The organism is Hydrogenophaga sedimenti (assembly GCF_051857515.1).
In the GTDB taxonomy this organism is placed as follows: domain Bacteria; phylum Pseudomonadota; class Gammaproteobacteria; order Burkholderiales; family Burkholderiaceae_C; genus Hydrogenophaga.
In genome coordinates this window covers 92,305-117,549 of record NZ_JBPZHA010000012.1, presented here as the reverse complement: position 1 = coordinate 117,549, position 25,245 = coordinate 92,305, and the positions used below count along the sequence as shown (strand labels likewise).

The following is a 25,245-nucleotide window of genomic DNA, read 5'->3' as shown; positions in this document are numbered from 1 at the left end:
ATTCATGCGTCAATGCGCCGGGAATCGGTGGTACTCATGATTGGTGGGGGCTGTCGTTCGGGAGAGAATGATCCTGTTCGTGATGGCTCGCATGATCGCGGCCTTGTGTGAATTGCTCAATATGAAGCCCGCAGGCCAATGCATCGGCAGTCGGCTTCCTAAGTGATAACCCGATGAAGCAGGTTTCCATCCGCCCGGTCTGGACCATCCAGTCCCCCGACCAGCCCCCCTTGCCGACCCGCCTCATCGAGTTGCTGGTGCAGGTGTCCGAATCCGGCAGCCTGTTGCTGGCCGCGCGCCGGCTGGAGCTGTCCTATCGGCGGGCCTGGGACCTGGTGCGCCAGGGTGAGGCCCAGTTCGGCGCGCCGCTCCTGTTGATGGAACGCGGCAAGGGTTCGACCCTGACCGAACTGGGCGAGCGCATCGTCTGGGCCGACCGCCGCATCCACGCCCGCCTGGGCCCGGTGCTGGAGTCGCTGTCCTCGGAGCTGGCCGAAGAACTGGGCGATGCGCTGCGCGAGTCGCCCCCGGCCCTGCGCGTGCACGCGAGCCACGGCTTCGCGGTGGAGCGACTGATCGAGCGGCTGTCGGCCGACGGGTTGACGCTGGCGCTGTCCTACGCGAGCTGTTCGGCCGCCGTGGCCGCATTGCGCGATGGGGAATGCGATGTGGCCGGGCTGCACATTCCCCTCGGGGCGATGGAAGCGATGACGCTGGCCCATTACCGGCCCTGGCTGCAAGGGCTGGGACTGACGCTGGTCGACATCGCCAAGCGGCGCCAGGGCCTGATGGTGCGGCCCGGCAATCCGAAAGAACTGTTTGCGCTGGCCGACCTGGCGCGTCCCGGGGTCCGCTTCATCAACCGGCAGTCCGGCTCGGGCACGCGCCTGTTGCTCGAAGGTCTGCTGCAGGCTCAGGGCATCGACCCGATGCAGATCGCCGGCTTCGAGCACGGCGAGTACACCCACGCCGCGGTCGCGGCCTATGTGGCCAGCGGGATGGCCGACGTCGGCTTCGGGCTGGAGCCGCCGGCCCGCCAGTTCCGGCTGGACTTCGTGCCTGTGGCCAGCGAGCGCTATTTCCTGCTCTGCCGCAACGACGTGATGGACTCGCCCGCGCTGCGCAAAGTCCTCGCACTGCTGCGGGATCCCGGCTTCCGTGCCACGTTGCAGGACCTCCCGGGCTACGATGCTTCCATATCGGGTGCTGCGGCGGCGCTGGGTGAGGTCTACCCGGCGCTCGTTGCCGACGAATGAATGGCCGGTCGGCCACTTTCAAGGAGATGGTTGTGGACAAGCAGACCCTGGTGCTCGGTGGTGGCTGCTTCTGGTGCACCGAGAGTGTGTACAAAGAGGTGCGTGGCGTGACGGACGTCGAGTCCGGCTACAGCAACGGCCAGGTGCCACGGCCGAGCTATGAGGACGTGTGCACCGGCACCACCGGCTGCAACGAGGTGGTGAAGCTCGAATACGACCCGGCGCAGGTCGGCACCCGCGAGATTCTCGAAATCTTCTTCGTGGTCCACGACCCGACCACGCTCAACCGGCAGGGCAACGACGTCGGTACGCAGTACCGCAGCGGCATCTACTTCACGACCGACGAGCAGCGCGCCACCGCCCAGTCGCTGATCGACGAACTGACGGCCGAGAACGCCTTCGGCCGCCCGATCGTGACCGAGGTGCTGCCGCTGGCGAGCTACTGGCCCGCCGAGGACTACCACCAGGACTTCTTCGAGCGCAACCCGCACCAGGGCTACTGCATGGTGGTGGCCGCGCCGAAGGTGGCGAAGTTCCGCAAGACGTTCGCCCGTCTCGCGAAGTAGAGCCCCCACGCTCCACCGCTGCGCGGGTCGCTGCCCCCACGGGGGCTGATCCGCCTTGGGGCGGCCCGGCGGCGGATCGTTGTGCTCAAGTCCTGCCCAGCCTTACCTGCAACCTCGGCCAGAGCACGATCACGGCCAGGCCGCTGAGCACCAGCGCGCCCGCACCGAGCTTCCAGCCCGGCAGCGCTTCGCCCAGCGACAGGGCCGATGCACCCATGCCGAACACCGGCACCAGCAGGGCCAGCGGCGTGACCGTCGCGGCCGGATGGCGGGCCAGCAGCCAGTTCCAGACGCCGTAGCCGAACAGCGTGTTGCCCAGCGCCTGCCAGAGCACGCTGCCCCACACCAGCGCCCCGGCGTGCTGCAGCGCCGCCGTGATCGCGGGCGTGCCCTCGGTGAGCAGCGAGATCACCAGCAGGGGGGGCACCGCAAAGGCGCTGCTCCAGACCATGAAGTGCAGCATGTTGACCGGGCCCAGCGACTTCACCACCACGTTGGCGCAGGCCCAGAAAAACGCCGCGCCCATCACCAGACCCAGGCCCAGCAGGGTGACGGTGGCGTCCAGGTGCGCGGCGATCACGCCCAGGCCGGCGATCGCCAGCAGCAGGCCGGTGACCTGGAAGCCCCGCACGCGCTCGCGCATCAGCAGCAGCGACAGGCCGATGGTGAAAAACACCTGGATCTGCACCACCAGCGAGGCCAGGCCGGGCGAGATGTGGCCCTGGATCGCGAGGAACAGCAGGCCGAACTGACCCACCCCCAGCAGCACGCCGAATGCCGCCATCTTGGTCCAGGGGGCGGTCGGTCGCGGCACGAACAGCAGCCAGGGCAGGGCGGAAAACGCGAAGCGCAGCGTGGCGAACAGGAACGGTGGCAGACCGTCCAGCCCCCAGCGGATGACGACGAAATTGGTTCCCCAGACAAAGACCACAGCAAGGGCCAGGAGGAGGTGGGACAGCGGCAAAGGGGGCTCCGGACGGGTGGGGAGGGCAGTGTATCGGGCGAGGTTTGCGACAACTTGTAACAAGAGTGCGTGACGCAGTTCCCTCCGGCCGTCAGGCAAGAGGATTCAGTTGCTCCGCCGGGCAGGGAACCAAAGCATTAAATCGCGGAAATAGGTTGATTTTCCTCAACTTTTTAAAGGTTCTGACTTCAGTCTGACGCGCGCTCTGCCGATGAGGTGGGTGTACCGGCATTCCGTTTGGGAACCCGCAGACAGCGGGTCGATGTCCGGTCTGGAGATCAGCGCGATGAACAAGACCTACCGATCGATCTGGAACGCCAGCCTGGGCTGCTACGTGGCGGCCCCCGAAAGTGCGGTGTCGCACGGCGCAGGAACCTCCAGGGCGCGGGCGGAGCGGGCCGAACTGCCGAAGCAGTCGGGTTCCGCGATGGTGATGGAGGCGCGCATCGTGTTCGACGGCGCACTGCTGGTCACCGCGATCGAACAGGACAGCACGGTCCCGGCCGCCGAAGCGCCGGTGGCAGAGGCGCCGGTGGCCGACCACCCGGCGGACCATCCGGCCGACACCACCACCGTGGCCACCGCCGAACCGACCGTCACGGCCCCCACCGACACCACCGCGACCGCACCCGCCGCGACAACGACCGACACGGGCAGCACCACCGAGCCGGCCGCGACGACCGACACCAAGGCGGCAGCGACCACCGAGGTGTCGACCACCGCCGCCGACACGGCGCCGGCCCCGCTGGCCGTCATTGCACCTGCCGCCGCCAGCAGCCACGAGATCGTGTTCGTCGACAGCCGGGTCACCGACATTTCCGCGTTCCAGGGCCAGGGCCGCGAGGTCGTGGTGCTGACGCTGGAGCAGGACGGCCTGTCGCAGATCGCAGACGCGCTGGCCGGCCGCAGCGACGTCGACGCGATCCACATCGTCAGCCACGGCAGCGACGGCGTGCTGACCCTGGGCAGCACCGAGGTCACGACCGAATCGATCCAGTCGACGCAGCTGGCCTACCTGCAGAGCATCGGCCAGTCGCTGACGGCCGATGGCGACATCCTGATCTACGCCTGCGATTACGCCGCGGGCAGCACGGGCCTGGCGGCGATGGACCTGCTGGCCGACATCACGGGCGCCGACGTGGCCGCCTCGACGGACACCACCGGCAATGCCGCACAGGGCGGCGACTGGACGCTGGAACAATCCACCGGCACCGTCGACGTGCAGGCGATCGACCTGCCCAGCTGGCAGGGCGAACTGGCCACCTACACCGGCAGTGTCCTGGCCTCGCACCTGACCATTTCGGGCAGCGCCACGTCGGTGTCGTCCGACACCATCCGCCTGACGCCCAACGCCGGCAGCCAGAGCGGCGCCGCGCAATCCACCTTCGAGGTCGCACTGAACACCGACTTCAGCCTGTCGTTCAGTGTCTACCTGGGCACCAGCGACGCGGGTGCGGACGGCGTGACCTTCATCATGCACAACGATCCGGCCGGCGCCCAGGCGCTGGGCTTCATGGGCGGCGGCCTGGGCGCCCAGGGCATCGTCGACGGTGTGGTGATCGAGTTCGACACCTACTACAACGGCGCGCCGGACCTGGTCAACGACCACACGGCCATGTGGGACTCCGACAACATGTCCGACATCCTCGTGGGCGCCTCCGACCTGGGCAACATTGAAAACGGCGTCTGGTATCCGGTGACCGTCACCTGGACGGCGTCCACGCAGACCCTGTCCTACTCGTTCAACGGCGTGTCGATGGGCAGCGCCTCCGGGCTGGTCTCGGCGGGCCGCTTCGGTTCCGGCGACACGGTCCATTTCGGCTGGACGGGCGCCACTGGCGGGGCCATGAACGACCAGGAAGTGCGCATCACCTCCTTCACCGGGGCCATCAACTTCGCACCCGACGCCGTCGACGACGCCGTCACCGTGAACGAAGAAGGCGCGACCCCGCTGGGCAACCTGATGGGCAACGACAGCGACACCGAAGGTGGCCTGATGTCGATCAGCCCCAACAGCACGACGGGCAGCGCCGGCGGCACCATCTTCCAGGACGATTCCGGCAACCTGGTGTTCGCGCCGGGCAGCGCCTTCAACGACCTGGCGGTCGGCCAGTCGCGCACCACCAGCTTCAGCTACACCCTGACGGACGATCAGGGCGCCACCGACACGGCGACGGTGACGGTGACGGTGCAGGGTGCCAACGACGCGCCGGTGGCGGTGGGAGATGCGCTGGACGTCGACGAAGAGGGTGCGGCCTGGCTGGGCAACCCGCTGGCCAACGACAGCGACCCCGACAGCAGCAACCTGGGCATGGTGCTCAACGGCACGACGGGCAGCAACGGCGGCAGCTTCGGCACCGACGACTCGGGCAACCTGATCTTCGTGGCCGGCAGCGCCTTCGACGACCTGGCGGTGGGCCAGAGCCGCCAGACCAGCATCACCTACACCGTCAGCGACGCTCAGGGCGCGCAGGCGATCGGCACCGTGACCGTCACGGTGCATGGCGCCAACGACGCGCCGGTGGGCGCCAGCGACGCGTTCAGCGTCTACGAAGACGACGCGGTCCAGCTGGGCCACATCACGGCCAACGACAGCGACATCGACGGCGGGGTGGTTAGCACCAGTACCGCGGTGGTGCAAGCCGGGGACAACGGCGGCGTCTTCTCCTTCGACGACGCCGGCAACCTGATCTTCAATCCCAACGGCGAGTTCAACACTCTGGGCGAAGGCCAGAGCCGCAGCACCAGCTTCCAGTACACGCTCAGCGACGGACAGGGCGGCAGTTCGGTGGCCATGGTGACGGTGACGGTGCAGGGCATGAACGACGCGCCGGTGGCGGGCAACGACAACTTCGTGGTGGACGAAGACATGCCGATGGTGCTGGGCAGCCTGCTGGCCAACGACAGCGATGCCGACGAGGGCGATGGCCTGAGCCTGCAGCTGAGCTCGGCGGCCGGTGTGGGCGGTGGCATGTTCGCGGTGGACGACGGCGGCGCGCTGTTCTTCATCGCCGGCAGCGACTTCGACGACCTGCAGGTGGGCCAGTTCCGCGACACCAGCTACACCTACACGGTGAACGACCAGCACGGGGGCTCGACGCAGGCGCAGGTGGTGGTGACGGTGATGGGAGCCAACGACCGGCCGGTGGGCGTGGCCGATGCCTACGACATGGACGCCAACATGGCCGGCGTGCTGGGCAGCCCGGTGGACAACGACACCGATGTCGAAGGCGACAGCCTCAGCCTGGTGGCGTTCGAGGCCAGCACGGGGAGCAACGGCGGGATCTTCAGCATGGACGAGGGCGGCAACCTGAGCTTCGATCCGGCCGGTGCGTTCGACAACCTGGCCCAGGGAGAGTCGTGCGAGACCAGCTTCACCTACGAGGTGCAGGATGGTCACGGCGGGGTGGCCAGCGCGACGGTGACGGTCACGGTGCACGGTGTGGCCGTCACGCCGGTGGACCCGCCTGTGCCGGTCGTGATGAATGGGGACGCGGGTGGCGAGCCTGTTTATGCCAACGAAATCGTGTTCGTCGATGCGCGGGTACCCGATCCGCAGTCGTTCGCGGTGAATGGCCGCGAAGTCGTGGTGCTGAGCCTGGAGCAGGACGGCCTGGCGCAGATGGCCGCGGCCCTGAGCGGACGCAGCGGCGTGGCGGCGGTGCACATCGTCAGCCACGGCGGCGACGGCTACCTCACGCTGGGCAACGGCAACATCGATGCGAACTCGGTGCAGACGACCCAGGCCGCTGCGCTGCAGACGGTGGCGGCCTCTCTGACGGCCGACGGCGACATCCTGATCTACGCCTGCGACTTCGCCTCGGGCGAGGCCGGGCAGAGCACGCTGCAGCTGCTGGCGCAGTACACCTCGGCCGATGTGGCCGCCTCCAGCGACACCACGGGCGACGCGAGCCTGGGTGGTGACTGGACGCTGGAAGCCACGGTGGGCGCTGTCGAGGCGACGACGGTGGTGCCGACCGGCTGGGTGCACACGCTGAACATGGCCACCCCCGTCGGCACGGCGGTGGACAAGCCGGTGGCACAACAGATCGACCTGGTCTTGCATGCGGAGCCGGTGACGAAGCTGGCCGTGGCCGGTGGGGATGCCCAGCCGGTGCGGATGCAACGTGTGCAGGCCCTGGAGGAGGTGCTGCGCAGCTCGGTCGACCAGTCGGTCGCCGCGGGCAGCCACGCGGTCCACAGCGATCTGTGGGCGCTGGCCGACAGCCGGCCGGACTACTCGGCGCTGGGCGCAGGAGATGTGCTGGACGTCGGCTTCACCGACGGCGCGGCACTGGGCCTGCGGGCACAGCTCTCGCGCTGGTCTGCCGGCCTGGGCCAGCGGCCGCTGACGCGCGGCGCCCTGCGCGCCTGAGGCACCTGACGCCGGTGTGAATTAGTTCCACCCCGGCGTCAGGCAAGAGGTTTCAGTCGGTCGAAAAGGGCTGCAACCAAAGCATTCAATCCCCGTTGAATGTTGATTTTCCTCAAGATTTTCCCCGCTCTGGTTTCAGTTCGCGGTGACACCTGCCGATGAGGTAGGTGTACCGGCATTCCGTTTTGGGGATCTGCAGACCGCAGATCGATGCCCGGTCCGGAGATCACCGCGATGAACAAGACCTACCGATCGATCTGGAACGCCAGCCTGGGTTGTTACGTGGCGGCCCCCGAGTCGGCGATGGCTCACAGCGTGGGCACCTCCCGGACGCGCTCGGTGCGCGCCGGACTGCCCAAGCAGTCGGGTTCCGCGATGGTGATGGAAACGCGCATCGTGTTCGACGGCGCGCTGCTGGTCACCGCGATCGAGCAGGACAGCACGGTCCCGGTCGCCGAAGCGCCGGTGGCGGATGCTCCGGTGGCGGACCATCCGGCCGACACCACCGTGGCACCGACCGCAACGGCGGTCACCGAAGCACCCGCCGTGGTCACCACGGCTTCCGAACCGGTGGTCACGACCACCGACCTCAAGACCGACACCCCGACCACGGACAGCCCGGTGGCCACCCCGGCACTCGCCGGCACCGAGACCACCCGCGACACGGCGGTCACCACCTCCCCGACCACCACCGGCGCCGAAGAAACCACCGCCCCGCTGGCTGTCATCGAGCCCGCCGCCGCCAGCAGCCACGAGATCGTGTTCGTCGACAGCCGCGTGCCCGACATTTCCGCGTTCCAGGGCCAGGGCCGCGAGGTCGTGGTGCTGACGCTGGAGCAGGACGGCCTGTCGCAGATCGCAGACGCGCTGGCCGGCCGCAGCGACGTCGACGCGATCCACATCGTCAGCCACGGCAGCGACGGCGTGCTGACCCTGGGCAGCACCGAGGTCACGACCGAATCGATCCAGTCGACCCAACTGGCCTACCTGCAGAGCATCGGCCAGTCGCTGACGGCCGACGGCGACATCCTGATCTACGCCTGCGATTACGCCGCGGGCAGCACGGGCCTGGCGGCGATGGACCTGCTGGCCGACATCACGGGCGCCGACGTGGCCGCCTCGACCGATGCCACCGGCAGCACTTCGCTCGGCGCCGACTGGACGCTGGAGCAGTCGACCGGCGCGGTCGACACCGCCGCACTGGCACCCGAAAACTGGAACCACGCGCTCGATTTCACGTTCACACCCGAGAGCACCACCGGCGCGCTGGGCATGGCCAACAACATCATGGGCGCGGGCGTGACCGTGGTCTCGGCCACCTACCAGGGCGGCGGCAGCCAGTCCGGCACTTTCTCCGCCGGCTCCGGCGTCACCCTCGGCAGCAACGTGCTGGGTTTCACCTCTGGAACGATCCTCTCCACCGGCACCAGCGCCACCGGCATTGCCGGGCCCAACAGCAGCGGCGGCTTTGGCAGCGACGCGCCGGGGGTGGACGGTGATGCATCGCTCAATGCCCTGGCCGGCAACGCCACCTTCGATGCGGCCATCCTGGACATCAGCTTCATTCCCGATCTGCCGCCGGGCGCCACCGCCGGCAGCGCGGGACGCATGACGCTGGAAATCGTGTTCGGCTCCGAGGAGTACATCGAATACGTGAACCAGATGAACGACGTGCTGGAGGTGACGGTCAACGGGCAGCTCGTGTCGCTCGTGCCCAACGCCTCCGGCGGCGAATCGACCATCGGCATCAACAGCGTCAACACCACCCAGAACCCCTCCCTGTTCATCAACAACACGGGTGGCACCTACAACACCCAGATGGATGGCTTCACCGTCACCATCCCGATGACGTTCAACGTCAACCTGGGTCAGGTCAACACGATCCGGCTGGCGGTCGCCGACGCCGGCGATGCGGTGTACGACTCGTGGCTGCTGGTGCGCGCCGATTCCGCGCAGACCGTCGTGGTGGCCGAGGACGACAGCGTCACCACCGCCGCCAACCTGCCGATCACGGTGGACCTCACGGCCAACGACTACAACCTCGCCGGGGCCGACCTGACGCTGACCCAGATCCAGGGCCAGGCCGTGACCCAGGGCCAGAGCATCACGCTCGGCTCGGGCATCCACCTCACGGTCGGTGCGGGTGGCCAGATCACGGTCACCGGCAACGGCAGCAGCGCCGTGCACGACACCTTCACCTACCAGGTCTCCAACGGACTGGGCGGCGTCGCCTCGGCCACGGTGGACGTCAACATCACGGCGCCGAACTACAACCCGCCGGTGGCGCACAACGACGCCGAGGCGATGCTCGCCAACACCACGCACAGCGACAGCGTGCTGAGCAACAACGGCTTCGGCGCCGACACCGATCCCAATGGCGATGCCCTGACGGTGGTGCAGGTCAACCTGACCGAGTTCACGCCCGGTACGCCGATCGAGCTGCCCTCGGGCGCGTTGCTGACGATGAACGCCAACGGCAGCTACGTCTACAACCCCAACGGCCAGTTCACCAGCCTGGCCGCCGGTGCCACCGCCACCGACAGCTTCAGCTACACCATCACCGACAGCCACGGCGGCAACTCCTCGGCCACGGTCACGTTCACCATCACCGGTGTCAACGATGCGCCGACGGCGGTGGCCGACAGCTACACGGTCAGCGAAACGGGCGCCACGGTCCTGGGCAACCTGACGGCCAACGACAGCGATCCGGACGGTGACACGCTCGGCATCGGCTTCCCGAGCTACACCGGCAGCAACGGCGGCAGCTTCGGTCTGGACGACTCGGGCAATGTGGTCTTCATTCCGGGCGCTTCATTCGACAACCTGGCGGTTGGTCAGACCCGCACCACCAGCTTCAGCTACACCGTGTCCGACGGCCATGGAGGCAGCAGCAGCGCGACGGTGACAGTGACGGTGCAGGGTGCCAACGACGCGCCGGTGGCGGTGGGAGATGCGCTGGACGTCGACGAAGAGGGAGCGGCCTGGCTGGGCAACCCGCTGGCCAACGACAGCGACCCCGACAGCAGCAACCTGGGCATGGTGCTCAACGGCACGACGGGCAGCAACGGCGGCAGCTTCGGCACCGACGACTCGGGCAACCTGATCTTCGTGGCCGGCAGCGCCTTCGACGACCTGGCGGTGGGCCAGAGCCGCCAGACCAGCATCACCTACACCGTCAGCGACGCTCAGGGCGCACAGGCGATCGGCACCGTGACCGTCACGGTGCACGGCGCCAACGACGCGCCGGTGGGCGCCAGCGACGCGTTCAGCGTCTACGAAGACGACGCGGTCCAGCTGGGCCACATCACGGCCAACGACAGCGACATCGACGGCGGGGTGGTCAGCACCAGTACCGCGGTGGTGCAAGCCGGGGACAACGGGGGCATCTTCTCGTTCGACGGCGACGGCAACCTGATCTTCAACCCCAACGGCGAGTTCAACAGCCTGGGCGAAGGCCAGAGCCGCAGCACCAGCTTCCAGTACACGCTCAGCGACGGGCAGGGCGGCAGTTCGGTGGCCACGGTGACGGTGACGGTGCAGGGCATCGACGACGCGCCGGTGGCGGGGGACGATGCGTTCATCGCGGATGAAGACATGCCGCTGGCGCTGGGCAGCCTGCAGGCCAACGACAGCGACGTCGATGCGGGCGACAGCCTGTCGCTGTCGGCGGTGCTGGGGGCCGGTTCCGCGGGAGGCACGCTCTTTGCCGACGATTCCGGCGCCCTGTTCTTCATCGCGGGCAGCGACTTCGACGACCTGCAGGTCGGTCAGTCCCGCGACACCAGCTTCACCTACGCCGCCTACGACAGCCACGGCTCCAGCGACACCGCCACCGTGACCATCACGGTGCAGGGTGTCAACGACGCGCCGGTGACGGCCAACGATGTCTTCGATGCCGACGAGGAGGGGGCCGTTCTGCTGGGCGATCTGCTGGCCAACGACAGCGACCCCGACACCAGCACGCTCACGATGACGCTGGACAGCGACACAGGCAGCAGCGGCGGCAGCTTCGGGACCGACGACGCGGGCAACCTGATCTTCGCGGCGGGCAGCGCGTTCGACAACCTGGCGGTCGGCCAGACCCGCGAGACCAGCATCACCTACACGGTCAGCGACGGCGATGGCGCCCGGGCCGTGGGCACGGTGACCATCACCGTGCACGGCGTCAACGACGCGCCGGTGGGTGTCAACGACGACTTCAGCGTCTATGAAGACGCCGCGGTCATGCTGGGCAGCGTCACCGCCAACGACAGCGATGTCGACGGCGGCGTGGTGATGGCCGACACGGCTGCGGTGCACGGCGGAGACAACGGCGGCGTGTTCTCGTTCGACGACGCGGGCAACCTGATCTTCAACCCCCAGGGCGACTTCAACGGCCTGGGCGAGGGCCAGAGCCGCAACACCAGCTTCCAGTACACCCTCGGCGACGGCCAGGGCGGAAGCTCCCTGGCCACCGTGACCATCACGGTGCAGGGCATCAACGACGCGCCGGTCGGTGGCGACGACACCTTCATCGCGGACGAAGACACACCGCTGGCGCTGGGCAGCCTGCTGGCCAACGACAGCGATGTCGACGATGGCGACACTCTGTCGCAGTCGGCGCTGCTGGGGGCAGGGTCCGGTGGCGGGACGCTGTTTGCGGACGACTCCGGTGCCCTGTACTTCATCGCCGGCAGCGACTTCGACGACCTGCAGGTGGGGCAGTCCCGCGACACCGGCTTCACCTACGTGGTGAGCGACGACCACGGCGGCTCGGCCGAGGCACAGGTCACCGTGACGGTCATGGGGGTGAACGACGCCCCGGTGGGCGTGGCCGATGCCTACGATGCGGACGCCAACGTGGCGACGGTGCTGGGCAACCCCGCAGACAACGACACCGATGTCGAAGACGACAGCCTGGGTGTTGTGCCCTTTGTGGAAACCGCCGGCTCCAACGGTGGCTTGTTCGGCATCGACGACAGCGGTCGCCTGGTCTTCAACCCGGCGGGGGATTTCGACGATCTGGCCGAGGGCCAGTCGTGTGACACCAGCTTCACCTACGCGGTGCAGGACGGCAACGGTGGCGTGAGCTACGCGGTCGCGACCGTCACCGTGCACGGCGTGGCGGTGACACCGGTCGAACCCACCCATCCCAACGAGATCGTGTTCGTCGACTCGCGCGTGCCCGATCCGCAGTCGTTTGCAACCGGTGGCCGCGAGGTGGTGGTTCTGACGCTGGACCAGGATGGTCTGGTGCAGATGGCCGCGGCCCTGAGCGGTCGCAGTGGCGTGGCGGCGGTGCACATCGTCAGCCACGGCGGCGACGGTTATCTCACGGTGGGCAACGCCAACATCGACGCCGACTCGGTGCAGTCCTACCACCTGGCCGCGTTGCAGACGCTGGCCACGTCGCTCTCGGCCGACGGCGACATCCTGATCTACGCCTGCGACTTCGCCTCGAGCGCGAATGCGCAGAACGTGTTGCAGTTGCTGGCGCAGTACACCTCGGCCGATGTCGCCGCCTCGACCGACACCACGGGCGACGCCAGCCTGGGCGGCGACTGGGTGCTGGAAGCCACGGTGGGCACGGTCGACGCCAGCACGCTGGCACCCGCCAACTGGGTCCACACGCTCAACGTGGGCAAGCCTGACGGGGTGGCGGTGGACAAGCAGGTGGCACAGATCAACCTGATCTCGCACACGGACCCGGAGACCAAGATGGCGTCGGCGGGCGGCACGGCGGAACCGGTGCGGGTGCAGCGCATGCAGGCTCTGGAGGCGGTGCTGCGCAACTCGGTCGACCAGTCGGTCGCCGTGGCCGCGCCGGTGACGCCGGTGGCGGTCGAGACCGTGGCACCACAGGCCGAGCCGGCCATTCGCGTGGCCACCAGCACAGACGCGGACGCGGCGGACCATCCTGTGGCCCACAGCGGGCCGTGGGCGCTGACCGACAGTTCGCCGATCTACTCGGCGCTGGACGCCAGCGATGCGCTGGATGTCGGCGACGGCGCCGGCGCGGCGCTGGGCCTGCGGGCGCAACTCTCGCGCTGGTCCGCCGGTTTCGGCCAGCGGCCGCTGACGCGCGGCGCCCTGCGCGCCTGAGCGCAGAAGCCGTGCATCAACGCGGGAAGGCCATGGGCGGCGTGCTCAGCACGGCGCCGTGCAGGCCCTGCGTCATGGCCCACACCCACAGCACGGCATAGACCGCGACCAAGGCCCGGAGCACCAGCCGTCCCCGCGACGGTGCCCAGGCGACCAGCAGCGCGCCTGCAAAGGGAATGAACTGCTGCGCGTGCATGCCCAGAAAGTGCGCCGGCCGCAGATCGCCACCGCCCAGGTGCCAGCCCACCACCGGCAGACCGGCGCCGCCCGGTGGCTGGAACGAACCCAGCACGCCGCCGGCCCCGGCGCCCATCACGAAGGTCCCCGCCAGCCCCAGCACCACCGCCTCGCGCCACAGCGGGTGCAGGTCGTTGCGCCCGTGGCGCGCGATGCGCCAGGCCAGCACCGGTTGCGTCGCTGTCATCGCCAGGGCGCCCAGCCCCATCAGCGTGTACAGGATCTGGTGCCTCTGGCTGCTGTAGTTGAAATGCGAGGCCTCGCCGTGCGCGGCCTGCCAGGTGATGTAGCCGATCTCGAACAGCCCGGCCGCGATCGCGACAGCGGCAAGCCGGCGCACCGTCGGGTGGCGGCGCTCACCCTCTGGCAGCAGGCCGATGAACCAGGCGGTGCTGATCCAGAACAGACCGATCGAGGCCATGAACTTCAGCGGCTTGACCCAGACGTTGACACCGCGCACCAGCCGGTCGTCCACACCCCAGGCCAGCAGCGTGGGCAGCATGGCGGCCCAGAGCAGCAGGGCGGCCAGCGTCAGCGCGCGCTGCCGTGTGAGCGCCTCCCGCAGCCAGGCCGCGGGTGTGAATGACGCGCTGCGCAGCCCCAGCAGCACCGCAAAGGCCAGCAATCCGAGTGGCCCGAACAGGAAGCACAGGACCAGGACCGGCACCAGCAGCGCGTGCGGCCATTGCCGCCGGGCCGCCTCGCCGGCGACCCAGCTGCCGACGAACAGGTCAAACGCCAGGTAATGCACCCAGCCAGCGACCAGCACGCCCGGCACGTCGAACAGCGCCTTGACTTCTGCTGGCGTCCCGAAGCCGCCTTCGCCCCGCCAGTGGGAGAGCAGCATCAGGCCGTAGATGGCGCTCAGCAGCAGCGGCAGGCCATACCCCGTGATCTGGCGCACCCGGTCACTCCAGCGGGCGCTGCCCGGCGACAGGATCAAAGCGATCCAGCCCATCAGGGCGAGGCTGTTGCTCAGCCGGAATACGAGGTCGGGCGTCATTTCAGGTCCTCCGGAACAGACTAGACACTGTCAGGTTCGTGGATGCTAAAGTCCGGAGTAGACAGTGTCAAGTCCAAACCATCCCCATGTCTCCGCGACCATCCAGCACCACGCCCGACCTGCGCCTGCGCATCCTCGACGCCGCCGAGCGGCTGATCGAGACCGAGGGGCTGACCGCGCTCTCGATGCGCGAAGTGGCGCGGCGCAGTGGCGTCACGCACCAGGCGCCGTACCACCATTTCGCCGACCGCGAGGCGATCCTGGCCGAGCTGGTGGTGCGTGGTTTCGACGAACTGGCGGCGCGCCTGGCGAAGGCCAACGACCTGGGCCCTGCGACGGGACGCATGGAAGCGGGCGTCGCGGCCGGGCTGGCCTATGTGGGGTATGCGATCGACCACCCCGGTGTGTTCCGGGTCATGTTCCGGCCCGAACTCTGCGACGTGACGCGTTACCCCCAGGCCCAGCAGTCGGGCTCATCCGCCTACGCGGAGCTGGAGCGCCTGGTGGCTGCGATCCACGGCCAGGCGCTGGTGGCCTCGCTCTCGATGGTCTACTGGTCGCAGGTGCATGGCCTTGCCTGCCTGATCGTCGATGGGCCGGTCGGCGAACAACTGCCGGGTTCGGACGATCGGCGGACGTTTGCCCGGTCGGTGCTGGAACCGTTCGCGCGCCAGATGCTGGCCATACCGTCGCAGGGCTGAGGGCGCGCGGTTAGCATCGGCCGGTGAATCTCGCCAGCCACCCCGTCGTCGTCTCCCTCACCCCGGTGTTCCTCCTGATCGCGCTCGGCTACCTGGCCGGCCGCGTGAACTGGATCCGCGACGAGGCGGTCCGCGATCTTTCCAATCTGGTCTTCCTGCTGCTGATCCCGGCGCTGCTGTTCCGCACCATGAGCGCGGTGCACGTCGAGACGCTGGACCTGCGGCCGCTGGCGGCCTATTTCCCGGCGGCCTTGCTGTTGCTGATGGCATCGATTGCCTGGCGCGGGTTCCACCGCGCCAGCGTGGTGATGGCGCTGGGCGGGGTGTTCTCCAACATGGTGATGATCGGCATCACCCTGGTCGAGCTGGCCTATGGCAAACAAGCCCTGGTGACGCTGCTGACCCTGGTGTCGGTGCATGCACTGATCCTGCTGACGGTGGGGTCGGTGGTGCTGGAGCTGGTGGTGGCGCGTGAGGCCCGCGAAGGGGGCGAGCGGGCGCCGCATGTGCTGCAGACCGCCTGGTCGGCGTTCAAGGGCGCGCTGATCCATCCGATCCCGCTGCCGATCCTCTCTGGCCTTCTGTATGCGCAGACCGGCTGGGGCCTGCCGGCGGTGGTGGACAAGCCGCTGCAACTGCTGGGCAACGCGTTCGGTCCGATCTCGCTGGTGCTGGTCGGCGTGACGCTGGCGCGCACACCGTTGACCGGGCACCTGCGGCCTGCGCTCTGGATCAGCCTGTCCAAGAACCTGCTGCTGCCGCTGATGGTGGGTGTCTCGGCCTGGCTCTGGGGCATCACCGGCCTGCCGCTGACCGTGATCGTGGTCGCAGCCGCCTTGCCCACCGGCGCCAACGTCTTTCTGTTCGCCCAGCGCTACGAGGTGGCGCAGGGGCTGACGACGGCGGCGATGGGCCTGTCGACCGTGCTCGCGCTGTTCACGCTCAGCATCGTCATGCTGCTGATGTCCTACGTGGGTTGACCCGCCCGCGGCCCGGAGTGGGCCATTCACTGGCTGAGCTTCTTCGATTCCTCGACCTGGTATTCGTAGTAGCGCTGGAAACCGAACGCCAGACTGCTCATGAAGGCAATCGTGCCGATCAGCAGGCTCAGGATCAGCGCGCCGATGGTGAACCAGTTGGTGGCGCCCGCCGCGTGTTCGCCGTCCAGCCCCGGATTGAACCAGCCGTTCCAGCGTGCGCGTGGCGCCAGCGCATAGACGATGCCGGCCAGACAGCTGACCGCGATGCTCATGCCCAGGAACGGAATCAGCACCCAGGACAGCGGATCGTCCTGTCCAAGCGCGCGCACCCGTTCGATGCCCCACCAGCCCAGCGCCGAAGCGATGGGGTGCAGCCAGCCGATCCAGTCGCCCAGTCCGCGCAGATAGAAGCGGTGCAGGCCCATGTGACCGCCGAGCACGGCCAGCCAGACGGTGAGGGTCTTGTTTTTCGGCCGGCTCATGCCTGGCCCGCGGTTTCTTCGGGCGGCGTGCGGTCGCCCTGGCCCAGGCTGCGCTGCATCATCACGATGTCCAGCCAGCGGCCGAACTTCCAGCCGCAGGACGGCACCACGCCCACGCGCTCGAAGCCGAGTGCGGTGTGCACACCGACCGAGCCCGCGTTGGCCGAATCACCGATCACCGCCATCACCTTGCGGATGCCGGCGCGCTCCAGCGCCGCCAGCAGTTCGGTCAGCAGGGCGCGGCCCAGGCCCTTGCCGGCCGCCTCGGGCGCCATGTAGATCGAGTCCTCGACCGAAAAACGGTAGGCCGGGCGCGGCTTGAACCAGTTGCCGTAGGCGTAGCCCAGTACCTGGCCGCCGTCCTCCACCACCAGCCAGGGCAGTCCTTTGGACAGCACATCGGCGCGACGGGCGGTCATTTCCGCCAGCGTGGGCGGGGTGGTTTCGAAGGTGCCGGTGCCGTGCAGCACGTGGTGGCCGTAGATGCGGGTGATGGCGTCGAGATCGTGGTCGGTGCTGGGGCGGATCAATGGCATGGTTCGGGCGGGCTATAATCGATGGTTTCGTGGCGTTTCGCTGATCGGGTGGTCAGTCGTGTGTCTCAAGCGCTGCAATGAGCCCGGGTTGTTCACCCCAAGAAACCCGTCGAAGACCTGTGCCGGATTCCCCGTGTGCGGGCTTCATCCACCGAAGGATAAATCATGGTCGTCATTCGACTTGCCCGCGGCGGCGCCAAGGCCCGTCCGTTCTACAACATCGTGGTCGCCGACAAGCGCAACCGCCGCGATGGCCGCTTCATCGAGCGCATCGGTTTCTACAACCCGCTGGCCCGCGGTGGCGAAGAGCCCCTGCGCATCGCCCTGGACCGCCTGACCTACTGGACCGGCGTCGGCGCCGAGCCGTCGGACACCGTGGCCCGTCTGGTCAAGCAGCAAGCCGCCAAGGCCGCTGCCTGATCCCGCTCCGGCCAGCCCAGCGGGCTGGCCAGCCGGTGCCCCCGCGCATGTCCAGCAGCCCATTTGCCGCCAAGTCCCTGCCGGACGACGCCGTCGAACTGGGCCGCATCCAGGAAGCGTGGGGCATCAAGGGCTGGGTTCGCATCCAGCCCCACAGTGCCGATACCTCGGCCCTGTTTGAATCCAGAGAATGGTTCCTGCAACCGCCCGAAGCCCGCTTCGCGCGCGGTTTTTCGGCGTTCTCCGGCAGCGTGCAGGTGCAGATCGCGGAAATCAAGACCCATGCCGATGGCATCGTCGCGCGCCTGGAAGGTGTGGAAGACCGCAATGGTGCCGAAGCCCTCAAGGGTGTGCGCATCAGCCTGCCGCGCAGTGCGTTTCCGGCGGCTGCCGACGGTGAGTACTACTGGGTCGACCTGATCGGCCTGGAGGTCGTCAACCGCGAGGGTGTGCACCTGGGTGTGGTGCGCGACCTCATGCCCACCGGCCCGACCTCGGTGCTGGTGATGGAGTACACCGAGACCGTGGACGGCGCCGAGAAGACCGCCGAACGCCTGGTCCCTTTTGTCGGCGCCTACATCGACGATGTCGACCTGAAGGCTCGCCGCATCACCGCCGACTGGCAACCCGACTACTGACCGGAGCGCGCCATGCGCTTTGACGTCATCACCCTGTTTCCCGAGCTGTTCGAGCCGTTTTTCAAGAGCGGCATCAACCGGCGTGCGTTCGAGTCCAGGCAGGTCGATGTGCGCCTGTGGAATCCGCGCGACTTCGCCGAAGGCAACTACCGCCGCGTCGACGACCGGCCGTTTGGTGGCGGTCCCGGCATGGTCATGATGGCCGAGCCACTGTGGCGCTGTCTGCAGGCCATCCGTGCCGACCGGGCCGAGCCGGAGGCGGGCAGGGCGCCGGTGGTGCTGTTTTCTCCCATCGGCCAGCGGCTGGACCACACCATGGCCACCCAGTGGTCGGACAGCCCCGGTGCCGTGCTGGTCTGTGGCCGTTACGAGGGCATCGACCAGCGTTTCATCGATGCCTGTGTGGATCGGCAGATCAGCCTCGGCGATTTTGTGCTCTCGGGTGGCGAGATCGCTGCCCTGGCCTTGCTTGACGCGGTGGCGCGCCTGATGCCGGGCGTGCTGGGCGACGAGGGCAGCCACCAGCAGGACAGCTTCAACCCGGCGCTGGACGGTCTGCTGGACAGCCCGCACCACACCCGGCCGGAGGTCTGGCAGGGGCCGAACGGGCCGATGCCGGTGCCCGAGGTGTTGCTGGGCGGGCACCACGAGCGCATCGCCCGCTACCGGCGCGAGCAGAGCCTGACGCTGACGGCCGGCCTGCGGCCCGATCTGCTGGATCAGGCCAAGGCGTTCGGCCTGCTGAGTCGGGCGGACGAAACTTTCCTGCGCGCGCAGAAAAAGCTATAATCCAAAGCTTTTCGATCCTCTGTCCGGCCGCTGCGACCGGTGATCGCCCCGACATTCTTGTCCACGGTGATCAGGGAATCGCAGCCTTTAGTGCAGCGCGGACACGATCGTTGAACAGGAAACCATGAACCTCATCCAGACCCTTGAGCAAGAAGAAATTGCTCGCCTGAACAAGACCATCCCGTCGTTTGCCCCTGGCGACACCGTGATCGTCAGCGTGAACGTGATCGAAGGCACCCGCAAGCGCGTGCAGGCCTACGAAGGCGTGGTGGTGGCCCGTCGCAACCGTGGCCTGAACTCCAGCTTCATCGTCCGCAAGATCTCCAACGGCGAAGGCGTGGAACGTACCTTCCCGCTGTACAGCCCGCTGATCTCCGCGATCGAAGTCAAGCGCCGCGGTGACGTCCGCCGTGCCAAGCTGTACTACCTGCGCGAGCGCAGCGGCAAGTCGGCCCGCATCAAGGAAAAGCTGGGCGCCTGATCGCCCGCTTCCGGAAAAACCGCTCGCCAGAGCGGTTTTTTTTTGCCCGTTCCATACTCGCCGCCATGTCCCAGCGTTACCCACCCGCCTTCGATCCCCGCCAGATCCCGGTGCTTCCCGGTGCAGCATCAGACGGTTTGCACGCCGCCCCCGCCCGGCGCCTGACACCCGAGGGCCTGCGCACGCACTTTGCCCATCCGCCGATCTGGACCCCCGAACTGGTGATGGAGCGCCGCTTCACCGACCGGGCGCCGGCCGAAGCCGCCGTGCTGCTGCCCCTGGTGCAGCGCGACCGCCTGAGCCTGCTGCTGACCCAGCGCACGGCGCACCTGTCGACGCACTCGGGGCAGATTGCCTTTCCCGGCGGCAAGGTCGATGCCGAAGACCGGGACGCGACGGCGGCCGCGCTGCGCGAAGCGGAAGAAGAAACCGGGTTGCCACCTTCCCATGTCGAAGTCATTGGCACCCTGCCGCAGTACGTCACCGGCACGCAGTTCTTCATCACGCCGGTGGTGGCGCTGGTGCGACCCGGCTTCACGTTGCAGCCCAATCCGGACGAGGTCGATGATGTGTTCGAGGTGCCGCTCGATTTCCTGATGGATCCGGCCAACCACCGCCGGCATGGCTTCGAGTGGGGCGGCGAGTTGCGCGAGTGGTACTCGATGCCCTACCAGGACGGCGCCACGGAGCGCTTCATCTGGGGAGCCACCGCCGGCATGTTGCGCAACCTTTACCGCTTCCTGAGTGCCTGAGTGGGTGCTTCGGCGGCGCTGCTGGCTATGATCGGACCATGAGCTTCTTTGCCATCCTGCTGGCCCTGATGATCGAACAGGCGCGTCCCCTGTCGATCGGCAACCCGGTCTTCGCCGGTCTGCGCAGCTGGGCGCGCCTGGTCCGGAGCAACCTGGACACCGGACAGGTCGCGCACGGCTGGCTGGCCTGGGTGCTGGCGACGGTGGTGCCGGCCTTGCTCGCGGCGCTGGTGTACTGGGGGCTCTGGCCTTTCAGCACCGTGCTGTCGTTTGCCTGGCTGGTGGCGGTGCTCTACGTGACGCTGGGGTTCCGCCAGTTCAGCCACCACTTCACCGACATCCGCCAGGCGCTGGAAGAAGGCAACGACGCGCAGGCCCGCGAGAAGCTCGCGCAATGGCTGCATGTGGACACCGCCAGCCTGCCGCGTGCCGAACTGCTGCGGCAGGTGATCGAGCAGTCGGTGCTGGCCGCACACCGCCATGTGTTTGGCGTGCTCGCGTGTTTTGTGGTGTTCTGGCTGCTGGGGCTGGGTCCGGCGGGCGCCGTGTTCTACCGCATGGCCGAGTACGTCTCGCGCAACTGGCGCGGCCGTCCGGATGGCACACCCAGCGCGGCCCTGCGGCGAGCGGCGGCCAAGGGCTGGGAATGGGTCGACCATGTGCCGGCGCGGGCCACGGCACTCGGCTTTGCCGTGGTCGGCAACTTCGAGGAAGCCGTGGCGAGCTGGCGCGGCGAATCGGAACGTTTCGCCGAAGGCAGCGACGGGGTGGTGCTGGCCGCGACCTCGGGGGCGATCAACGTCCGGCTGCATGGGCGCGAGGGGCGGGGCGAGGATGCCGTCTCGGCGCGTCCCGAGCCTCAACTGGCCCATCTGGCCAGTGCGGTGGGCCTGGTCTGGCGCAGTGTCGTGCTGTGGCTGCTGCTGCTGGCCCTGCTGACACTGGCGCGCCTGCTGGCCTGAGCGGCCAGGCGGGCCGCCTCAGTAGGTCCGCTTCGATGACAGCTCGGCGAACAGTTCCTGGTAGATGCGGTAGCGGTTGGCGGCAATGCTGCCGGCGCTCTCCGTGTCCGCGGTCTGCACCTGCGAACGCACCGCACAACCGGGTTCGTGCAGGTGGGTGCAGTTGTAGAAGCGGCATTCGCCCAGGTGTGCACGCAGGTCGGGCATCAGCGACGCCAGCTGCGCCGCCTCGATGTGGTTGAGGCCGAATTCCTGGAAACCGGGGGAATCGATCAGCCCCGTCGTGCGGGCCTCGTCCATCCAGTACCAGGTGGTGCTGGTCGTGGTGTGTTTGCCGGAGTTCAGCGCCTTCGAGATCTCGCCGGTGAGGGCTCTGGCCTGTGGCACCAGACGGTTCACCAGCGTGCTCTTGCCGGCGCCGGAAGGGCCGAGCACCAGCGTGGTCCTGCCGTGCAGGCGCTCGAGCAGTTCATTGACGCCCGACTCCTTGCCATCTCCCCCCTTGAGGCACAGCGGCAACACGCTCGCGCCCATGTCCCGGTACGGCGACAGGCGCTGCCAGGCGCGCTCGAAGGTCACTCCGAGATCGGCCTTGTTGAGCACGATCAGCGTGGCGATGTTCTCGGCCTCCGCGGCCACCAGGGCCCGGGTCAGCTGGCTCTCGGAAAACTCGGGTTCGGCCGCCAGCAGCACCAGCACCTGGTCCAGGTTGGCGGCGAACGACTTGGTGCGCAGTTCGTCCTGCCGGTAGAACAGGTTGCGGCGGGCGTCGACGGCCTCGATGCTGCCTTCGTCGCCGGTGGGCATCCAGCGCACCCGGTCGCCGACGACGGCCTGGCTTTTTTTGCCGCGTGGGTGGCAGATGCGCCGCTGGCCGTCCGGGCTCTCGACCAGGCAATGCCGTCCGTGCGCAGCGACCACCAGCCCCAGGTCCAGCGCGCCTTCGGACTCCGGTGCCCGTCCGGCGGCCTGCACACGGCTGCGCGAATGGTTCATGCGGCGGCGCCCTGCAGGCGCGCGATGCGCTCGCTGGCCGGCGGGTGCGAGTAATAGAAACGCGCGTACACCGGGTCCGGCGTCAGGGTGCTGGCGTTGTCCTTGTAGAGCTTGAGCAGCGCACTGGCCAGATCGGCGCCATTGGTGTGGGCGCAGGCGTAGGCGTCGGCCTCGAACTCGTGCTTGCGCGAGAGCTGGGCCAGCAGCGGTGAGAGGAAGTAGGTGACCAGGGGCACCACCATCATGAACAGCAGCAGCGCCAGTGCGTCGTTGGGCGCGTCCAGTGAGGGCTGCACGCCCAGGCCGGTGTAGAACCAGGCCTGCCGCGACACCCAGCCCAGCAGGGCGAAGCCGACCAAGCTCAGCGCGAACATCAGCACCGTGCGTTGCAGGATGTGGCGGCGCTTGTAGTGACCCAGTTCGTGGGCCAGCACGGCGTCGATCTCGGGCGGGTTCAGCTGTTGCAGCAGGGTGTCAAAGAAGACCACGCGCTTGGCCGCACCGAAGCCGGTGAAATAGGCGTTGGCGTGTGCGCTGCGCTTGCTGCCGTCCATCACGAACAGCCCCTTGGCGGCGAAGCCGCAGCGCTGCATCAGCGCGTTGACACGGGCTTTGAGGTTCTCGTCCGGCAACGGCTCGAACTTGTTGAACAGCGGGGCGATCAGGGTGGGGTAGAGCACCAGCAGCAGCAGGTTGAACGCCATCCACGCGCCCCAGGCCCAGAGCCACCAGGCCGGACCGGCCGCGCCCATGAGCCAGAGCACCAATGCCGCGATCGGCAGGCCGATCACTGCGCCGACCACGCCGCCCTTGACCAGGTCGGCGAGCCAGAGGCCCAGGCTCATCTTGTTGAAGCCGAATTTTTCTTCGAGCCGGAATGTCGCCCACCAGCCCATGGGCAGCGTGAGCAGCGCACCGACCAGCGCGAATGCGCCGAGCAGGACCAGCTGCTGCAGCAGCCCCGGTGCCATCCACGACAGCAGCACCCGGTTCAGGGCGTCCAGTCCGCCCAGCAGGGTCCAGCCCAGCAGCAGCGCGGCCTCGACCGCGGCCTCGACCATGCCGAAGCGTGCCTTGGCGATGGTGTAGTCGGCGGCCTTGCGGTGTGCATCGAGGTGGATGGTGGCGGCAAACGGCGCGGGCACCTGTTCGCGGTGCCGGGCGACATGGCGGATCTGCCGGCTGGAAAGCAGCGTGCGCACCACGAGCCCTCCGACCAGAAGGGCGCAAAAAACATAAGTGAAGGCGAGAGAGCTGCTGTCCATGGCGAGAGTCTATCGAAGCGGCGCCATCCTCTGGTGCCCGAGGTCAAGCGGGGCTTCGGCGAAAATCACGCCATGAGTCCAAATTCCACCGCCGAAACCGAACTTTCCACCCCCACCGCTCCCGCCACGCTCACCCGGAGCGACCAGAACCTGGTCTGGCTCGATTGCGAGATGAGCGGACTGGATCCTGAAAAAGAGCGTCTGCTGGAGATCGCCGTCGTGATCACCGGGCCGAACCTGGAGCCGCGGGTCGAAGGCCCGGTGTTCGCCATCCACCAGAGCGACGCCGTGCTCAATGGCATGGACGCCTGGAACAAGGGCACGCATGGCAAGAGCGGCCTGATCGACAAGGTCAAGGCCAGCACCATCGACGAAGAGCAGGCGCAAGCCGAACTGCTGGCCTTCATCGGCAAGTACGTGCCCAAGAACGGTTCACCGATGTGCGGCAACAGCATCGGACAGGACCGGCGGTTCCTGGTGAAGTACATGCCCAAACTGGAGGCGTACTTCCACTACCGCAACCTCGACGTCAGCACCATCAAGGAGCTGGCCAAACGCTGGAAGCCGGCGGTATACGACAGCTTCAAGAAGCACCAGAAGCACACGGCACTGGCCGACGTGCACGAGTCGATCGACGAACTGGCGCACTACCGCGAGCATTTCCTGCGCATGGAGTGACGCGCTCGTGCAGCAAGACAAAAGGGGCCGTGAGGCCCCTTTTGTCTGGTGCGGACCGAATGGTCAGAACACCGTGAGGCTGACCCAGTAACCCACCGCGGCGACGAAGGCCGAGGCTGGAATGGTCAGCACCCAGGCCCAGATGATGTTGCCGGCCACGCCCCAGCGCACCGCGCTGGCCCGCTGCACCGAGCCGACGCCGACGATGGCGCCGGTGATGGTGTGGGTGGTCGAGACAGGAACGCCCATGGCCGTGGCCAGGAACAGGGTCATGGCGCCACCGGTTTCGGCGCAGAAGCCACCCACCGGCTTGAGCTTGGTGATCTTCTGGCCCATGGTGCGCACGATGCGCCAGCCGCCGAACATGGTGCCCAGGCCGATGGCCATGTAGCAGCACACGATGGTCCAGGTCGGCGGCGATGCGTCGGTCTTGGAGGCGTAGCCGGTGGCCATCAGCAGCATCCAGATGATGCCGATGGTTTTCTGCGCGTCGTTGCCGCCGTGGCCCAGGCTGTAGGCGCCGGCGGACACCAGCTGCAGGCGCCGGAACCAGCCATCCACCTTGAGCGGGCGTGCGCGCCGGAACACCCAGGCCACCAGCACCATCATCAGCGAGCCCAGCAGGTAACCCAGCAGCGGCGACACGAAGATGAAGGCCACGGTACGGAACACCCCGGCCGCCACCAGCGCACTGGCGCCTGCCTTGGCGATCACGGCACCCACGATGCCGCCGATCAGCGCGTGCGAAGAGCTGCTGGGAATGCCGTAGTACCAGGTGATCAGGTTCCAGGTGATGGCGCCTGTCAGGGCTCCGAACACCACGTGCGTGTCGATCACCGAGGGATCGGCAATGCCCTTGCCGACGGTGGCCGCCACGCTGAGTTTGAAGATGAAGATCGCGACCACGTTGAAGAAGGCCGCGAACACCACCGCCTGGGCGGGCTTGAGCACGCCGGTGGAAACGATGGTCGCGATCGAATTGGCGGCATCATGAAACCCGTTCATGAAGTCGAAAATCAGCGCCAGCGCCACCAGCATGACCACGACCCAGAGGGCCGCCTGAACGGACGTCATGAGAGGTCC

The 25,245-nt window shown here is 67.8% G+C and carries 20 protein-coding genes; 13 read left to right on the top strand and 7 right to left on the bottom strand.

The features are described from left to right. The first annotated feature begins 173 nt into the window (after positions 1–173). Both ACS5NL_RS18695 and msrA read left to right on the top strand, forming a co-directional pair. Positions 174–1,256: a substrate-binding domain-containing protein gene (locus ACS5NL_RS18695; protein WP_439355480.1), complete on the top strand. Its 1,083-nt coding sequence runs from the start codon at positions 174–176 to the stop codon at positions 1,254–1,256. A 26-nt stretch (positions 1,257–1,282) separates the two neighbouring features. Beyond that, on the top strand, positions 1,283–1,822 hold the full coding sequence (msrA, locus tag ACS5NL_RS18690; RefSeq protein ID WP_439355479.1) for a peptide-methionine (S)-S-oxide reductase MsrA: 540 nt from the start codon (positions 1,283–1,285) through the stop codon (positions 1,820–1,822). An 85-nt stretch (positions 1,823–1,907) separates the two neighbouring features. On the opposite strand, the gene ACS5NL_RS18685 is transcribed toward msrA, so the two are convergent. Continuing rightward, complete coding sequence (locus tag ACS5NL_RS18685) at positions 1,908–2,786, bottom strand: EamA family transporter (protein WP_439355478.1); 879 nt, start codon at positions 2,784–2,786, stop codon at positions 1,908–1,910. Positions 2,787–3,072: 286 nt separating this feature from the next. On the opposite strand from ACS5NL_RS18685, the gene ACS5NL_RS18680 reads away from it, so the two are divergent. Together ACS5NL_RS18680 and ACS5NL_RS18675 are read left to right on the top strand one after the other, a co-directional pair. Next, positions 3,073–7,161 carry a DUF4347 domain-containing protein gene (locus ACS5NL_RS18680; RefSeq protein ID WP_439355477.1) on the top strand — a complete coding sequence of 1,363 codons (4,089 nt, stop codon included), beginning with the start codon at positions 3,073–3,075 and terminating at the stop codon, positions 7,159–7,161. A gap of 234 nt (positions 7,162–7,395) precedes the next feature. Continuing rightward, complete coding sequence (locus ACS5NL_RS18675; RefSeq protein WP_439355475.1) at positions 7,396–13,242, top strand: cadherin-like domain-containing protein; 5,847 nt, start codon at positions 7,396–7,398, stop codon at positions 13,240–13,242. Between the two features lie 16 nt (positions 13,243–13,258). Here the strand turns inward: ACS5NL_RS18675 and ACS5NL_RS18670 are convergent, their stop codons facing one another. Then, entirely contained in the window at positions 13,259–14,482 is a 1,224-nt protein-coding gene (locus ACS5NL_RS18670; protein ID WP_439355474.1) for an ABA4-like family protein, read from the bottom strand. A gap of 86 nt (positions 14,483–14,568) precedes the next feature. Here ACS5NL_RS18670 and ACS5NL_RS18665 point away from each other — a divergent pair, with 86 nt between their 5' ends. Together ACS5NL_RS18665 and ACS5NL_RS18660 are read left to right on the top strand one after the other, a co-directional pair. Continuing rightward, positions 14,569–15,183 (top strand): TetR/AcrR family transcriptional regulator, encoded by a 615-nt coding sequence (locus ACS5NL_RS18665; protein WP_439355473.1) that lies wholly within the window; start codon positions 14,569–14,571, stop codon positions 15,181–15,183. Between the two features lie 23 nt (positions 15,184–15,206). Next, a complete protein-coding gene (locus ACS5NL_RS18660; protein ID WP_439355472.1) occupies positions 15,207–16,163 on the top strand; it encodes an AEC family transporter in 957 nt (318 codons plus the stop codon). A 26-nt stretch (positions 16,164–16,189) separates the two neighbouring features. On the opposite strand, the gene ACS5NL_RS18655 is transcribed toward ACS5NL_RS18660, so the two are convergent. Together ACS5NL_RS18655 and ACS5NL_RS18650 are read right to left on the bottom strand one after the other, a co-directional pair. Beyond that, positions 16,190–16,645 carry a hypothetical protein gene (locus ACS5NL_RS18655; RefSeq protein ID WP_439355470.1) on the bottom strand — a complete coding sequence of 152 codons (456 nt, stop codon included), beginning with the start codon at positions 16,643–16,645 and terminating at the stop codon, positions 16,190–16,192. Beyond that, on the bottom strand, positions 16,642–17,181 hold the full coding sequence (locus tag ACS5NL_RS18650; RefSeq protein WP_439355468.1) for a GNAT family N-acetyltransferase: 540 nt from the start codon (positions 17,179–17,181) through the stop codon (positions 16,642–16,644). Before ACS5NL_RS18650 ends, ACS5NL_RS18655 begins: the two co-directional genes overlap by 4 nt. Positions 17,182–17,346: 165 nt before the next feature. Between ACS5NL_RS18650 and rpsP the strand changes: the two genes are divergently transcribed. The 6 genes from rpsP to ACS5NL_RS18620 all read left to right on the top strand — a co-directional run bounded on the left by rpsP (position 17,347) and on the right by ACS5NL_RS18620 (position 21,223). Beyond that, positions 17,347–17,601: a 30S ribosomal protein S16 gene (rpsP, locus tag ACS5NL_RS18645; RefSeq protein ID WP_411367052.1), complete on the top strand. Its 255-nt coding sequence runs from the start codon at positions 17,347–17,349 to the stop codon at positions 17,599–17,601. A 47-nt stretch (positions 17,602–17,648) separates the two neighbouring features. Then, positions 17,649–18,239, top strand: a complete 591-nt coding sequence (rimM, locus tag ACS5NL_RS18640; RefSeq protein WP_439355467.1) for a ribosome maturation factor RimM — start codon at positions 17,649–17,651, stop codon at positions 18,237–18,239. 12 nt (positions 18,240–18,251) lie between these two features. After that, positions 18,252–19,028 (top strand): tRNA (guanosine(37)-N1)-methyltransferase TrmD, encoded by a 777-nt coding sequence (gene trmD, locus ACS5NL_RS18635; RefSeq protein ID WP_439355466.1) that lies wholly within the window; start codon positions 18,252–18,254, stop codon positions 19,026–19,028. A gap of 124 nt (positions 19,029–19,152) precedes the next feature. Next, positions 19,153–19,509 (top strand): 50S ribosomal protein L19, encoded by a 357-nt coding sequence (gene rplS / locus ACS5NL_RS18630; RefSeq protein ID WP_439355464.1) that lies wholly within the window; start codon positions 19,153–19,155, stop codon positions 19,507–19,509. A 65-nt stretch (positions 19,510–19,574) separates the two neighbouring features. After that, positions 19,575–20,261, top strand: coding sequence for a CoA pyrophosphatase (locus ACS5NL_RS18625; RefSeq protein WP_439355462.1), 687 nt, complete (start codon positions 19,575–19,577; stop codon positions 20,259–20,261). 38 nt (positions 20,262–20,299) lie between these two features. Further along, positions 20,300–21,223, top strand: a complete 924-nt coding sequence (locus tag ACS5NL_RS18620) for a CobD/CbiB family protein (protein ID WP_439355461.1) — start codon at positions 20,300–20,302, stop codon at positions 21,221–21,223. Positions 21,224–21,241: 18 nt separating this feature from the next. Here ACS5NL_RS18620 and rsgA read toward each other — a convergent pair whose 3' ends face one another. Continuing rightward, on the bottom strand, positions 21,242–22,219 hold the full coding sequence (gene rsgA / locus ACS5NL_RS18615; protein ID WP_439355460.1) for a ribosome small subunit-dependent GTPase A: 978 nt from the start codon (positions 22,217–22,219) through the stop codon (positions 21,242–21,244). Then, positions 22,216–23,484 carry a M48 family metallopeptidase gene (locus tag ACS5NL_RS18610; RefSeq protein ID WP_439355459.1) on the bottom strand — a complete coding sequence of 423 codons (1,269 nt, stop codon included), beginning with the start codon at positions 23,482–23,484 and terminating at the stop codon, positions 22,216–22,218. The genes rsgA and ACS5NL_RS18610 overlap by 4 nt, the downstream gene beginning before the upstream one ends. Positions 23,485–23,556: 72 nt before the next feature. On the opposite strand from ACS5NL_RS18610, the gene orn reads away from it, so the two are divergent. Further along, positions 23,557–24,162, top strand: a complete 606-nt coding sequence (gene orn / locus ACS5NL_RS18605) for an oligoribonuclease (protein WP_439355458.1) — start codon at positions 23,557–23,559, stop codon at positions 24,160–24,162. Between the two features lie 63 nt (positions 24,163–24,225). On the opposite strand, the gene ACS5NL_RS18600 is transcribed toward orn, so the two are convergent. Further along, a complete protein-coding gene (locus ACS5NL_RS18600; RefSeq protein ID WP_439355457.1) occupies positions 24,226–25,236 on the bottom strand; it encodes an inorganic phosphate transporter in 1,011 nt (336 codons plus the stop codon). Positions 25,237–25,245 lie beyond the last annotated feature (9 nt).

Bases quoted from the DNA above. Each gene is read 5' to 3' on its own strand.
- rsgA (WP_439355460.1), bottom strand. From the start codon at position 22,219: ATGAACCATTCGCGCAGCCGTGTGCAGGCCGCCGGACGGGCACCGGAG.
- rpsP (WP_411367052.1), top strand. From the start codon at position 17,347: ATGGTCGTCATTCGACTTGCCCGCGGCGGCGCCAAGGCCCGTCCGTTC.
- rplS (WP_439355464.1), top strand. From the start codon at position 19,153: ATGAACCTCATCCAGACCCTTGAGCAAGAAGAAATTGCTCGCCTGAAC.
- rimM (WP_439355467.1), top strand. From the start codon at position 17,649: ATGTCCAGCAGCCCATTTGCCGCCAAGTCCCTGCCGGACGACGCCGTC.
- ACS5NL_RS18670 (WP_439355474.1), bottom strand. From the start codon at position 14,482: ATGACGCCCGACCTCGTATTCCGGCTGAGCAACAGCCTCGCCCTGATG.
- ACS5NL_RS18650 (WP_439355468.1), bottom strand. From the start codon at position 17,181: ATGCCATTGATCCGCCCCAGCACCGACCACGATCTCGACGCCATCACC.
- ACS5NL_RS18655 (WP_439355470.1), bottom strand. From the start codon at position 16,645: ATGAGCCGGCCGAAAAACAAGACCCTCACCGTCTGGCTGGCCGTGCTC.
- trmD (WP_439355466.1), top strand. From the start codon at position 18,252: ATGCGCTTTGACGTCATCACCCTGTTTCCCGAGCTGTTCGAGCCGTTT.
- ACS5NL_RS18620 (WP_439355461.1), top strand. From the start codon at position 20,300: ATGAGCTTCTTTGCCATCCTGCTGGCCCTGATGATCGAACAGGCGCGT.
- orn (WP_439355458.1), top strand. From the start codon at position 23,557: ATGAGTCCAAATTCCACCGCCGAAACCGAACTTTCCACCCCCACCGCT.
- ACS5NL_RS18625 (WP_439355462.1), top strand. From the start codon at position 19,575: ATGTCCCAGCGTTACCCACCCGCCTTCGATCCCCGCCAGATCCCGGTG.
- msrA (WP_439355479.1), top strand. From the start codon at position 1,283: ATGGTTGTGGACAAGCAGACCCTGGTGCTCGGTGGTGGCTGCTTCTGG.
- ACS5NL_RS18665 (WP_439355473.1), top strand. From the start codon at position 14,569: ATGTCTCCGCGACCATCCAGCACCACGCCCGACCTGCGCCTGCGCATC.
- ACS5NL_RS18695 (WP_439355480.1), top strand. From the start codon at position 174: ATGAAGCAGGTTTCCATCCGCCCGGTCTGGACCATCCAGTCCCCCGAC.
- ACS5NL_RS18680 (WP_439355477.1), top strand. From the start codon at position 3,073: ATGAACAAGACCTACCGATCGATCTGGAACGCCAGCCTGGGCTGCTAC.
- ACS5NL_RS18610 (WP_439355459.1), bottom strand. From the start codon at position 23,484: ATGGACAGCAGCTCTCTCGCCTTCACTTATGTTTTTTGCGCCCTTCTG.
- ACS5NL_RS18675 (WP_439355475.1), top strand. From the start codon at position 7,396: ATGAACAAGACCTACCGATCGATCTGGAACGCCAGCCTGGGTTGTTAC.
- ACS5NL_RS18600 (WP_439355457.1), bottom strand. From the start codon at position 25,236: ATGACGTCCGTTCAGGCGGCCCTCTGGGTCGTGGTCATGCTGGTGGCG.